Annotated in this window: 10 protein-coding genes; 4 read left to right on the top strand and 6 right to left on the bottom strand. The window is 59.7% G+C overall.

Annotation, left to right across the window (positions count from 1 at the left end):
• Positions 1-64: 64 nt before the first annotated feature.
• Entirely contained in the window at positions 65-1,768 is a 1,704-nt protein-coding gene (locus ACP8J1_RS04570) for a carboxylesterase/lipase family protein (RefSeq protein WP_034656444.1), read from the bottom strand.
• A gap of 116 nt (positions 1,769-1,884) precedes the next feature.
• On the opposite strand from ACP8J1_RS04570, the gene ACP8J1_RS04565 reads away from it, so the two are divergent.
• Together ACP8J1_RS04565 and ACP8J1_RS04560 are read left to right on the top strand one after the other, a co-directional pair.
• Positions 1,885-2,613, top strand: a complete 729-nt coding sequence (locus ACP8J1_RS04565) for a hypothetical protein (protein ID WP_023021824.1) — start codon at positions 1,885-1,887, stop codon at positions 2,611-2,613.
• A gap of 183 nt (positions 2,614-2,796) precedes the next feature.
• Entirely contained in the window at positions 2,797-6,516 is a 3,720-nt protein-coding gene (locus tag ACP8J1_RS04560) for a multifunctional oxoglutarate decarboxylase/oxoglutarate dehydrogenase thiamine pyrophosphate-binding subunit/dihydrolipoyllysine-residue succinyltransferase subunit (RefSeq protein WP_023021825.1), read from the top strand.
• 440 nt (positions 6,517-6,956) lie between these two features.
• Here ACP8J1_RS04560 and ACP8J1_RS04555 read toward each other — a convergent pair whose 3' ends face one another.
• Positions 6,957-7,700 carry a hypothetical protein gene (locus tag ACP8J1_RS04555; protein ID WP_023021826.1) on the bottom strand — a complete coding sequence of 248 codons (744 nt, stop codon included), beginning with the start codon at positions 7,698-7,700 and terminating at the stop codon, positions 6,957-6,959.
• 105 nt (positions 7,701-7,805) lie between these two features.
• Between ACP8J1_RS04555 and ACP8J1_RS04550 the strand changes: the two genes are divergently transcribed.
• On the top strand, positions 7,806-8,936 hold the full coding sequence (locus ACP8J1_RS04550; RefSeq protein WP_023021827.1) for an Mrp/NBP35 family ATP-binding protein: 1,131 nt from the start codon (positions 7,806-7,808) through the stop codon (positions 8,934-8,936).
• A gap of 3 nt (positions 8,937-8,939) precedes the next feature.
• On the opposite strand, the gene ACP8J1_RS04545 is transcribed toward ACP8J1_RS04550, so the two are convergent.
• The 3 genes from ACP8J1_RS04545 to sigE form a co-directional block, all read right to left on the bottom strand.
• Positions 8,940-9,491, bottom strand: a complete 552-nt coding sequence (locus ACP8J1_RS04545; RefSeq protein ID WP_023021828.1) for a twin-arginine translocase TatA/TatE family subunit — start codon at positions 9,489-9,491, stop codon at positions 8,940-8,942.
• Between the two features lie 23 nt (positions 9,492-9,514).
• Positions 9,515-9,964 (bottom strand): anti-sigma factor family protein, encoded by a 450-nt coding sequence (locus ACP8J1_RS04540; RefSeq protein ID WP_023021829.1) that lies wholly within the window; start codon positions 9,962-9,964, stop codon positions 9,515-9,517.
• Positions 9,965-10,048: 84 nt separating this feature from the next.
• Positions 10,049-10,678: an RNA polymerase sigma factor SigE gene (gene sigE, locus ACP8J1_RS04535; RefSeq protein ID WP_034656442.1), complete on the bottom strand. Its 630-nt coding sequence runs from the start codon at positions 10,676-10,678 to the stop codon at positions 10,049-10,051.
• Positions 10,679-10,829: 151 nt separating this feature from the next.
• Here sigE and ACP8J1_RS04530 point away from each other — a divergent pair, with 151 nt between their 5' ends.
• Positions 10,830-11,477 (top strand): O-methyltransferase, encoded by a 648-nt coding sequence (locus ACP8J1_RS04530; protein ID WP_084279157.1) that lies wholly within the window; start codon positions 10,830-10,832, stop codon positions 11,475-11,477.
• On the opposite strand, the gene glgC is transcribed toward ACP8J1_RS04530, so the two are convergent.
• On the bottom strand, positions 11,474-12,691 hold the full coding sequence (gene glgC / locus ACP8J1_RS04525; RefSeq protein ID WP_034659827.1) for a glucose-1-phosphate adenylyltransferase: 1,218 nt from the start codon (positions 12,689-12,691) through the stop codon (positions 11,474-11,476). The genes ACP8J1_RS04530 and glgC overlap by 4 nt on opposite strands.
• Positions 12,692-12,708: the final 17 nt, after the last annotated feature.

The following is a 12,708-nucleotide window of genomic DNA, read 5'->3' as shown; positions in this document are numbered from 1 at the left end:
CCTTCGGAAGCAGAGGTCCCCACGGTAGGCAAGCCGCCGCCCGCGGTCACTGTGGAGTCTACCGCTATTCCCACCCGGATGGTTGGAAGCCCAAAGATTTCACCAGCTCTGGGCGCCCACTTCCCCACTCCAACATGTGGTATCCCTCCCACGCTTGCCGCTTGAGCTCGTGCGGGGCGTTTTCAATATAGGCTTCCGCATCAAAGATCATGGTGGCCCGCTGCTTGAGCCCGTAGCGCGGCCAGCTCATCTTCGGGCGGCCACCGTGGATAAAGGCGGACCAGTGCTGCTGCATGGTGGCGGTAAGTTCTTCCATCTCCGCGCGCGAGCCCCAATTAGTAAGGAAGGACGCGCGCGAAGAATGTGGGTCACCAAAGACGTTGCCCAGCTCCATCGAGTGCATGGCCCCTAGGCCCAACCACTTGAGTACGGCAGAGGCGAAGTCAAAGCGGTACATCCACGTCGGTGCCACCTGCGCGTGGGCGGCGGCGATGCGGGTGGAGGGTGCCCAAAAGAGGGCGTCGGCAAGCAGGTGCGCAAAGTCCTCGCGGGCCACTGCGCCGTCATAAGCGGCAACCACCTCAGGGGCATGCTGGGGATCGAAGGAGGCCAATAGGCGCAGGGCGGCGCGCTCACGGGAGCTTTGGCGCTGGAAGAGGAATTTGCCAAAGCTAGCCTCGTCCGAGTTCGTACCGATGAGCAGCGGAACTTGATGCTGGTGGCCGTTTTCAAAGGCGGCGATGGGGTGTTCCGGAATAAGCTCCTCATCCACTGTGGGCGCATAGCAAGAATTAAGGTGAATGAGCTCGCCAGCCCGCCACATCATGGACTGGCCGGAGCGCACCAAATCAGCAAAATTTTCCTGCCGCAAATCCTCTACCGAGGTGCGGCGCGGCAAGGCCAACCGGTGAACCAGCTCGCGCGCCCACAACGTGGATTGAGCCCGGGAGTGAATCATGGCGATCGGCGGGGACTGGGCGATGGCGCGGTGGAATAGGCCCTCCGCGGGCGGGCTCGTCATCAAGGTCAATACGGCCGCACCGCCGGCAGACTCGCCCATGAGGGTAACAGAGTCAGGGTCACCGCCAAAGGCAGCGATATTTTCGCGCACCCACTGCAATGCCAAGATCTGGTCAGCCACCGCCGGGTTGGCACTGCAGTCGCCGCCTAGGCTGCGCAGGTCCAAATAGCCCAAAGAGTTAAGGCGGAAATTGATGGATACGTAGACCACGTCCATGCGGGTGGCTAGCTCGAAACCACGAAGCATGAGCATATGAGACGAACCCATAATGAAGCTGCCGCCGTGTAAATAGACCACCACGGGAAGCTTCTTTTCGGTGCGCGGGCGCACAATATCTAGGTGCAGGCAATCCTCAGATCCAATAATTCGGTCGGTCCAGGAATACGTGGGCTGCGGGGCCGGCGGGCCGAATTGACTGCAATCGCGCACGCCCTCCCACGCCGGCGCGGGCTGCGGGGCGCGGAAGCGGTTGTCCCCAGCGGTGGTATCTCCAAACGGGATACCGCGCCACGTCAACACCGGCCCGGCGCTAATGGGGCGATCGGGGCGCAGATCCTCTTCAATAACACCGCGCACCCAACCAGAGGTGGTGCGCACCGTAAGCTCATCTGCCAGGGCGTTTTGAGCTTCCTCGTAGGCGCGGCGGGCACGTTCGTGCGCCTGCTCCGCCTTCAGTCGCGCCGCCGCGGAGGACTCCTCCGGGAAGACATCCCCGGAATCGCGGTAATTCTCGTGCGGCCTAACCATGTCCACTAGCTTAGGTGGCCTGCACGCCCAGGGCGATCTGATTGCGGCGCGGCGGCACATTAATACAGCCTTTACTATGCTGGGCACGGATAAGTTTTAGCGAAAGAGAAGGACACATGGGTTTATTCACTAAAGATAAAAAGGACAACTCCACCGAGGTGGATACCGTCGATACCTATGACATCGATCCGGAGGACAGCAACCGCTTTACCTCTGCCCTGCTCAACTCTTTGGACCGCGCGGTATCGATACAATCTGGCGTCATCATCAAGTATGTCGAGAGCCTGAAAAAGCGCAATAAGGGCGCAAGCCCACAGAAGTTGCAGGAGCTCATTGACAAGCACTTCCTTAATATCACCTCCGGTACCGGTGCGGCCGCAGGTGCGTCCGCCGCCATCCCGGGTGTTGGTTTGGTGACCGGCGCTGCCACCATCGCTGGCGAGTCCGTGGTTTTCTTAGAGGCCGCAGCTTGGTACATCTTGGCTTCTGCCTACCTGCGTGGCGATGACATCAAGTCCCCCGAGCGCCGCCGCGCCCTTGTACTCGTCGTGCTCACCGGCTCGAAGGGGTCCGCTTTGGTCGATACGTTTGTCGGGGACCTCAATAGCGTTGCCGGTATGCGCTCGGCCGCTAGCCTGTCCCGATTCTCCGGCCCCACTCTATCTGGCATCAACGGCCGCCTGACCAAGCTTTTTACCAAACAAGTCACCAAACGCCTCAAGTGGGCGTGGGTAAGCAAACTGATGCCCATGGGCATTGGCGCGGTATTAGGCACCACCGCCAATCGCAAGCTGGCCAAGCAGGTCATCGAGCACGCCGGCGAGCAGCTTTCGCCCCTTACCTAAGGCTAGGGGTAGCCAGAAACCGGAAAGTGGGGCTATTGATACCCCTAACATAGTGAGTTTAGGGGTATGCCCCGTATCATGTAGGCAGACTCTTTGGCGGGTGACGTATGCGCTCGTACAAAGGCCGCACTAAAGTCGAATAAACGACCATTTTAAAGCAGAGAAATGAGGCGAATACCTGCCGTGAGCACATCGAATATCTTCGGCCCCAATGCGTGGCTGATAGACGAGCAGTTCCAGCAGTACTCCAAGGACCCGAGCTCCGTAGATAAGGAGTGGCGCGACTACTTCGAGGCAAACGGCGCGCCTAAGTCTAAGGCCCCAGCCAAGGAGGCCGCGAAGCCGTCTAAGCCAGCCGCGAAGAAGACTGAGGGTACTACTACCGCCCGCAAGCAGGAGGTCCGCGAGACCAACGTGGATAAGTCCGTGTCCAAGGCACAGGAGAAGTCCGCTAAGGCACAGCAGTCCGTAAAGAAGTCTGAGTCCCCGCTGGACCATATTGCGGACTACAAGGGCGGCGAAGAGCGCCAGCTCAAGGGCATGTTCAAGGCCATTGCTAAGAACATGGAAGAATCCCTGGAAATTCCTACCGCTACCACCGTGCGCGATATGCCGGTCAAGCTCATGTGGGAAAACCGCTCCATGATCAATGACCACCTCAAGCGCACCCGCGGTGGCAAGATCTCCTTTACCCACATCATCGGCTATGCCATGGTCAAGGCCGTGCAGCTGCACCCAGATATGAACGTGCGCTACGAGCTCAAGGATGGCAAGCCTTATGTCATCCAGCCCGAGCACATCAACCTGGGCCTAGCCATTGACCTCCCGCAGAAGGATGGCTCCCGCGCGCTGGTCGTTGCCGCCATTAAGGAGTGCGAGACCAAGTCCTTCTCCGAGTTTGTTGCGGCATATGAGGACATTGTTACCCGTTCCCGCAAGAACAAGCTCACCATGGATGACTTCTCTGGTGTGACCATTAACCTCACCAACCCGGGCGGCATCGGCACCCGCCACTCCATCGCCCGCCTGACTAAGGGCGCAGGCTCCATCATCGGCGTGGGCTCTATGGATTACCCGGCCGAGTTTGCCGGTGCTTCCGCAGATCGCTTGGCTGACCTAGGCGTAGGCCGCCTGGTTACCTTGACCTCCACCTATGACCACCGCGTTATCCAGGGTGCAGAGTCCGGCGAATTCTTGCGCACCATTGGCCAGCTGCTTGTCGACGGCGCGTTCTGGGATGACCTCTTCTCCTCCATGGGCGTGCCTTATGAGCCATTCCGTTGGGCACAGGACGTGCCGAACTCCGGCGTGGACAAGAACACCCGCGTCATGCAGCTCATCGAGTCCTACCGCTCCCGCGGCCACCTGCTGGCCGATACCAACCCGCTGGGCTGGGTACAGCCGGGCCTGCCTAATCCGGATCACCGCGACCTCGATATCGCGACCCACGGCCTGACCATTTGGGATCTGGACCGCACCTTCAACGTCGGTGGCTTTGGCGGCAAGGAGCAGATGACTCTGCGCGAGGTGCTGTCTCGCCTGCGCGCCGCCTATACCTTGAAGGTCGGCTCCGAGTACACCCACATCTTGGACCGCGATGAGCGCAGCTGGCTGCAGGACCGCCTTGAGGCTGGCATGCCTAAGCCCACCAACGCGGAGCAGAAGTACATCCTGCAGAAGGTCAATGCCGCCGAGGCATTCGAGAACTTCCTGCAGACCAAGTACGTGGGCCAGAAGCGCTTCTCCCTCGAGGGCGCTGAGACCCTCATTCCGCTGCTGGATTCCATCATCGATACTGCCGCTGGCCAGGATTTGGACGAGGTCGTCATCGGTATGCCGCACCGCGGCCGCCTGAACGTTCTCTTCAATATCGTGGGCAAGCCGCTGGCCGATATCTTCGGCGAGTTCGACGGTAACTACAAGGGCGGCCAGCTCGGCGGCTCCGGTGACGTTAAGTACCACTTGGGTTCCGAGGGCCACCACCTCCAGATGTTCGGCGATGGCGAAATCAAGGTCACCCTTGCCGCCAACCCGTCCCACCTCGAGGCCGTGGACCCAGTCATGGAAGGCATCGCGCGCGCTAAGCAGGACATTTTGGACAAAGGCCCAGAGGGCCACACCGTTGTTCCGGTCATGCTCCACGGCGATGCATCCTTCACCGGTCTGGGCATTGTCCAGGAGACCATCAACCTGTCCCAGCTGCGCGGTTATACCAACGGTGGCACCGTCCACATCGTGGTCAACAACCAGGTGGGCTTCACCACCACCCCGGATTCCGGCCGTTCCACCCACTACGCCACCGATTTGGCCAAGGGCTTCGACTGCCCGGTCTTCCACGTCAACGGCGACGACCCAGAAGCAGTTGTCTGGGTGGGCCAGATGGCTGCCGAGTACCGCCGCCAGTTTGGCAAGGATGTCTTCATCGACCTCATGGTCTACCGCCTGCGCGGTCACAACGAGGCCGATGACCCATCCATGACCCAGCCAGAGCTTTACTCTGTCATCGACGAGCACAAGGCAGTGCGCGAGCGCTACACCAACGACCTCATCGGCCGTGGTGACCTCTCCGCCGAAGACGCCGAAGCAGCCGCACGCGACTTCCACGATCAGATGGAGTCCGTCTTTGCCGAGCACAAGGAAGCTGGCAAGGCTCGCCCGAAGGAGCAGACTGGCATCACCTCCTCCCAGGAGCTCACCCGCGGCCTGGATACCTCCATCACCGCCGAGGAACTCTCCGAGCTGGGTGCCGCCTATGGCAACCCACCAGAGGACTTCGAGTACCACAAACGTGTGGGCAAGGTAGCCAAGGATCGCGAGAAGTCCTCTCGTGAGGGCGGCATCGACTGGGGCTGGGGCGAACTCATCGCCTTCGGTTCCCTGGCCGGCGAGGGCAAGGTCGTCCGCCTGGCCGGCGAGGATTCCCGCCGCGGCACCTTCACCCAGCGCCACGCAGTCGCATTCGACCCACGCAACGGCAATGAGTACAACCCGATGCACGCCATCGCCGCCTCTAAGGGCAACGGTGGCAAATTCATGGTCTACAACTCCGCGCTGACCGAATACGCTGGCATGGGCTTCGAATACGGCTACACCGTGGGCAACCCAGACGCCCTCGTGGCGTGGGAGGCACAGTTCGGTGACTTCGCCAACGGCGCCCAGACCATTATCGATGAGTACATCTCCTCTGGTGAGGCCAAGTGGGGCCAGCTGTCCAGCCTGGTACTCCTCCTGCCGCACGGCTACGAGGGCCAGGGTCCGGATCACTCCTCCGCCCGCATCGAGCGCTACCTCCAGCTGTGCGCTGAGGGCTCGATGACCGTGGCTCAGCCTTCCACCCCGGCTAACCACTTCCACCTGCTGCGCCGCCAGGCACTCGGTGAAATGAAGCGTCCATTGGTCGTCTTCACCCCGAAGTCCATGCTGCGCAACAAGGCGGCCACCTCCGCCGTGGAGGACTTCACCGAGGTCAAGCGCTTCCAGTCCGTTATCAATGATCCGAACTACGTTGACGTTGACGGTAAGAAGGTCGGCGATACCGATAAGGTCAAGACCATCATGCTGGTCTCCGGCAAGCTGTACTGGGATCTGGAGAAGAAGCGCGAGGCCGACGGCCGCGATGACATCGCCATCGTCCGCGTGGAGATGCTCCACCCGATTCCGTTCAACCGCCTGCGCGAGGCATTTGAGGCTTACCCGAATGCCACCCAGATTCGCTTCGTACAGGACGAGCCGGCCAACCAGGGTCCATGGCCGTTCTACAATGAGCACCTGCGCACCCTGATCCCAGATATGCCTGAGATGGTTCGCGTTTCCCGCCGTGCCCAGTCCTCGACTGCTACCGGCAATGCCAAGGTGCACCAGATTGAGCAGAAGAACCTGCTGGAAGAGGCTTTTGACATCTAGAGCCCTTCGAAATGTTTAAACCCCAGTGAGGACTCCTCACTGGGGTTTACTCATGCGGGCCAACGTTCCTCAGGAACTACGGACTCGGCTCGCTTCTCAACTAGAACTCTCTTCTCACTCGATTCTCCTTGCCTCTCACGTTCTTAGCGCAGAATTCACTCCGTTCACGCTCACGGGGAGTGACTGCTGCGAGAAAGGTGCGCTGCCGGTGAGCGCGAAGGGAGGGAGTGAGGGTATTGCTGTGCTATGGCCGACCGCGTTCGCAACAGCACCGTTGATCGGACCTGCTGAATTGTTCGGGAATTGGCATCTACGTCAAGCTTGAAGGCTTTGGGCGCCGTTCAGATAACCACGAGCTGTCGGGCCCGTTGGTTTTACTTGACTTGGTGGTTTCCGAGTTGTCGACGCCTGGAAACTTCCGCCTACCCGCCAAAGAAAAACTATTTGGAGCCTCCGGTGAGATCAGACCCACCGGAAGAATCTGAGTCGCCTTCCTCATCGAGCATTTTCGTGCCGGAGCCGTGCAGCCACGTGCGAACCACTTTTGCCACGTCGCCTTTTTGCTCTGCTTCTTGCGCCAATTCAGAGATGTCTTTTCGCGTGATGAACTTCGTCAATGAAGCTATAGATTGGCGTTCCTCGCGGTCCAAGAGATCATCCTGGTATAGCGCCACAAAATTCTCGGGGAGCTTTGGCTCCGCGTCCTCACAGCCAGTGGCGCTGGATGGTTCCACCGCGGCTAGGTCGCCTGGAAGTGCAGACATTAAAGCGATGTGAGTACGCGCTAGGTAGTCCTCACCGCCTGGTTGGGAGGAGTGCTGAGCTTTTCTATAGTCCTTGGAGATTTCCCGCGCCTCACCGGGATTGAGAACGCTGAGAAAAGCCCCCGTGCAGCCGACATAAAAATTACCATTGGGGTTCAAATAGCGACCGGACTTAGACTCTTGGAAAATATCCTCCCTAACAAGGGAGGCCTCACGCCCCTGACTGATCAGCTCTTGGCGAAAGATCTCCGCCAGCACTACTTGGTCGGTCTCACCAGCATCTACCATGATGCCAACGGGCGCACGCTTAGCATTATCCGCATAAGGATCTCCATCAAACTGGGAGGAGCAGCCGGTAAGCAGCATGGCAGAGAGCACCACGCCAGCAATGGCGTGGGCAGGGCGGGCACAGCTGCGCATGGCGATACTATTCTCCTTCAGTTAGGCGGCGCTCGAGCGTCTAGATGATTCTACACCGAGGGCGTGTTTACCTCCTGTTGCGGCCCGACTAAGATGGCAAGGGTTATGTCTAGCGTTATTACTGAATCCGCCGTACGCGAGGCACTTTCCCGCGTTGAAGATCCCGAAATCGGGCGCCCCATCACCGAGCTCAACATGGTGAAATCAGTTTCTGTCACCGGAAACGATGTAGCCGTAGAAATTTACCTCACCATCGCCGGCTGCCCCATGAAGTCCACCATCGAGTCCAATACTCGCGCAGCAGTAGAGGATATTGAGGGCGTAGGAAACGTCACCGTGACGATGGAAGCCATGAGTGATGAGCAGCGCCGAGAGCTGAAAAAGAAGCTCCGTGGCGGCCAAGCTGAGCCGGAAATCCCGTTTGCCAAGCCAGAATCCACCACGCGAGTCTTTGCGGTGGCTTCTGGCAAGGGCGGCGTCGGCAAGTCCTCGATGACGGTAAATCTCGCCGCAGCGCTGGTGCACAAGGGGCTTAAAGTCGGCATCGTCGATGCCGATATTTACGGCCACTCTGTTCCTAATCTGCTGGGCTGCACCGATGGCCCGACCGTTCTCGATGATGAGATGCTTTTGCCCCCGATTTCCCATGGCATTAAGCACATCTCCATCGGGCAATTCGTCGAAGGCAACGCCCCTGTGGTCTGGCGCGGACCTATGCTCCACCGTGCATTGCAGCAGTTCTTGGCCGACGTTTTCTGGGGTGACCTAGACGTTCTCCTGCTGGATCTGCCTCCAGGCACTGGCGATATCGCCCTATCCGTGGCCCAGCTCATTCCTAATGCGGAGTTGCTCATCGTTACCACCCCGCAAGCCGCAGCTGCCGAGGTGGCAGAGCGTGCCGGGTCCATCTCCCAGCAGACGCGCCAGCGCGTGGCCGGTGTGATTGAGAATATGGGCGCTATGGTCATGCCGGATGGTTCCACCATGGATGTCTTTGGTACCGGCGGCGGACAGATTGTGGCCGATCGCCTCGGCGTCATTCTTGGCCATGAGGTTCCACTGCTGGCTTCGGTGCCTCTGGATCCCACCCTACGCAGCGGTGGCGATGCCGGCACGCCGATCGTTATAGACGCCCCCGAGTCCCCCGCCGCCCAACAGATCCAGGCGGTGGCCGATAAACTGGCCATCCGCTCCGATTCCCTAGTGGGCAAAAACCTGAACTTGGGCGTGAACTAGCCCCTAGGTTACATCTTCCCACATGCCGCCGCCGGTGGATTCTTCCCCACCGCGCGGCGGTTTCTTCTCGGGCGCAGGCTGCTCCGTCGATTGCGGTTGCGAAGCTGCGGCGCGCTGCTGCGGCTGTGGCTGTGGCTGCTGCGGCTGCTCGGCATAAACCTGGGAATAGTCGAAGCTTGGGCGCTGTTGCGGTTTCTGCTGTTCCGGCTCCTTGGGAGCGGTATTGCTCTTAATATCTTCTGCCATCTTCTGGGGATTGAAGTCATCCCAGGCGGATTCGTCGCCGTCAAAAAGCGCCTTGGTGATTGCGCCCTTCGGCCCCAGACGCGTCCACTGCGCGGCTTGGGTAAGCGGGCCACGGATATCATCAAATTCCGAGGTAATAGAGCCCATCTCCCCATTGAGCTCCGCCTTGGCATTATTGATGGCCTTCCGCGCCGCATAGATGGCTGCGCGCACGTCCTTAATCACCTCAGGCATGCGTTCTGGGCCGATGACTATGATGCCCAAGAGCACAATGACGAAAATCTCGGGCCAACCAATGGAAGAAAACACGCTTAAATACTAGTCCCTCGCTCTTAGCCGCGCTGATTGTGCTTGATTGCGCGAACCACCATCTCCACCTTGTCCAAGAAGTCCTGCTGGGGCCGGTGCGCCGGCGTTGCTGCATCAGGCCCGGGCGCTACCCCCTCCGTGGCAATGCCTGCGAGCTTCGCGAGCAAGGACTGCGGCGCCTTGACCGTTGCGGACTCCGCGCAGTGGCGCACCCATTCCGAGGCACGACGCTGCTGATGCACATCCGCGCGGCATTCAGCGCAGTGCACCAGGTGAATGCGCACACGGTGCATAAATTTTGGCTCCATCTCGCCGTCCACAAAGGCAACAACCGCCTCTGGGCCCAAATGCCCGATGGTATCGCTACGCCGCGCCTTGGCCTTCGCCCTATCGCGAGCCTTAGCTTGGGCGGCATCAAATCCGCCGTGCACGCTCAGCGTGGACAAGGTTCGGCGTCCCCGCAGCGAGTCCATCGATCCCTCCTCCACTAGTTGCTCGGCCTTCATTGACGCGGAAAGTCCCCGCCGGCAGCGGGGACTATGCAGTTTCTCTAAAGTTTAGCGCGTACGCAGCAGCATGCGCGTTTCCGCATTGGTTTGCGCCTCTTTTTCTAGCGCCGCACGTAGCTGGGAGCGGCCGCGGTGGATGCGTGAGCGCACCGTACCCATCTTGACACCAAGGGTCTCTGCAATCTCGTCATAGCTCATCCCAACGACATCGCACAGGACCACGGCCACGCGGAAATCGGGAGCCAGCCCGTCGAGCGCGGACTGCAAAGCTGGATCCAGGTTAGCCACGGAATAAGCCTGCTCCGGGGTCATATCCGTACCAGGAACGCGTTCATAATCCTCTGGCAGGGCCTCCATGCGGATCTTGGAACGGTGACGCACCATATCCAAAAAGAGGTTAGTGGTAATACGGTGCAACCAGCCTTCAAACGTTCCGGCTTGATACTTGTCCAAGGAGCGGAAGACGCGCATGAAGGTTTCCTGGGTGAGATCCTCGGCGTCATGCTGATTGCCAGACAGGCGATAAGCCAAGCGGTAGACCCCATCGGCGTGCTCGGCCACGAGGTCACCCCAAGCGGGCATGTCGCCCGTGCCAGCATCGAATGCTGCGGTACCGGTCAACTCTGCCTCAGAGGTTGCAGGTTGAAGGGATTCGGCATCGCGCTTCATCTTTGTCATGCATGTCATCTTTCTACACTCAACACAGAAACTCCAGCCATAGTGCTGATAATATCCTGTGAACCCGTCACATTATCCCCACCGACCACAACCTTGCTGGCTAAGCGCGTTTTTGCCACATTGGCGGACACTTTTCCCTATGGTTTATTACGTGACTAATACCGCATACGAAGCACTGCGTTCTTATATCGAGACCACCAGCGAAGCATCCCAGGCCCTAAGTGGCGCACGCGACCACGCCGCAGAGTACGGCTTGCCAGTCCCGGATGAATCCACCGGCCAGCTGCTCACCACCCTGACGGCCGCCTCTACTGGTTCCACCGAGCGTCCCCAAGCTGTGGCCATTACCCCGGCCGCCAATGTAGTGGGCCTCTATGTGCTCGCCGGCATGCCCGATAACGGCATTTTGACCTGCATCGACCCCGAGGCAGAGCACCAGCGCAGCGCCAAGACCGCATTCCGCGAGGCCGGCTACGCGCCATCCCGCGGCCGTTTTTTGCCATCGCGCCCGCTCGAGGTCATGGGTCGCCTCGCCAACGATGCTTATCAGGTCATCTACGCCGACGTCGCCGCGCTCGAGTTACCTGCCATCATCAAGGCCGCGTGGCCACTGCTGCACCAGCGCGGCACCCTAGTCTTGGCTAATTCTTTGCTCGATGGCACGCTTGCCGACGCCTCCCGGACCGACCGCGACACCGCCGCCGCCCGCGAAGCAGACGAGTACCTGCGCGAGCTCGAGGGGGCAAGCGTAACCCGCTTGCCGCTGGGTTCTGGGCTCACCCTCGTGACGAAGCTCTAGACCTTCTGGTTTTTGCCGACGACGACCACGCCGCCGTCAGAAACCTTAAAGCGCTCCTCATCACGCTCGCGGTCCACTCCGATAATCGCGCCATCGCTAACAACGACGTTCTTATCTAGGATCGCGCGGCGCACCACTGCACCGCGCCCGATACGCACGCCAGGCAGGATCACTGATCCCTCAACCGTAGCTCCGTCGGCCACATGGACATCGGACGCCAGCACTGAATTGCGCACGGTGCCACCAGAGACGATGCAGCCTGGGGCCACCATCGACGACTGTGCGATGCCGTTTTGCACGAACTTGGCCGGCGGGAAATTGGAATCATCCGTGGAGTGGATCGGCCAATTCTGGTTATAAAGGTTGAAAATCGGGTGCACCGAAATCATGTCCATGTGCGCCTCGTAGAAGGAATCGATGGTGCCGACATCGCGCCAGTAGCCGTGGTCACGCTCAGTAGAACCGGGTACCTCATTGGCCATGAAATCGTACACATGCGCCTGTCCCCGCTCCACAAAGTACGGGATAATATCGCCGCCCATATCGTGGGCGGAGTCCTCGTTCTTTTCGTCCTCCAAAAGGGCGTCGATAAGCGCCTGCGCTGTAAAGACATAATTGCCCATCGAGGCATAACTCATATTCGGATCATCCGGAGTAGCCGGCGGGTCCGCGGGCTTTTCCACGAATTGCGTGATCGTGCCCATGCCATCGGCTTGGATGCAGCCAAAGGCCGTCGCTTCCGAGCGCGGTACGCGAATTCCAGCTACCGAACAATCCAATCCGGTGGCGATATGCTCTTCTACCATCTGTGCCGGATCCATGCGGTATACGTGGTCTGCGCCAAAGACGATGACATAATCCGGATTCTCGTCATAGATGAGGTTCAGCGACTGCACAATTGCATCTGCCGAGCCGTTGTACCAGCGCTTGCCGCGGCGCTGCTGGGCGGGCACCGAGGCAATATACTGCGGAGTCGGACCCGCCAAGTTCCACGCCTGGGAAATGTGGCGGTCCAGAGAATGGGACTTGTACTGGGTCAGCACCGCAATCTTGAGATAACCGGCATTGACCAGATTGGACAAAACGAAATCAACGAGGCGGTAGGAACCACCGAAGGGCACGGCGGGCTTTGCGCGGTCTTCGGTCAGGGGGAAAAGGCGCTTTCCCTCACCGCCGGCGAGGACAATGGCTAGGACATTCGGCAGGCTTCTCACGTTTTCAAACCTATCCG

It is taken from the genome of Corynebacterium sp. LaCa_205 (assembly GCF_057458085.1).
This window is presented reverse-complemented; position numbering and strand designations above follow the sequence as displayed.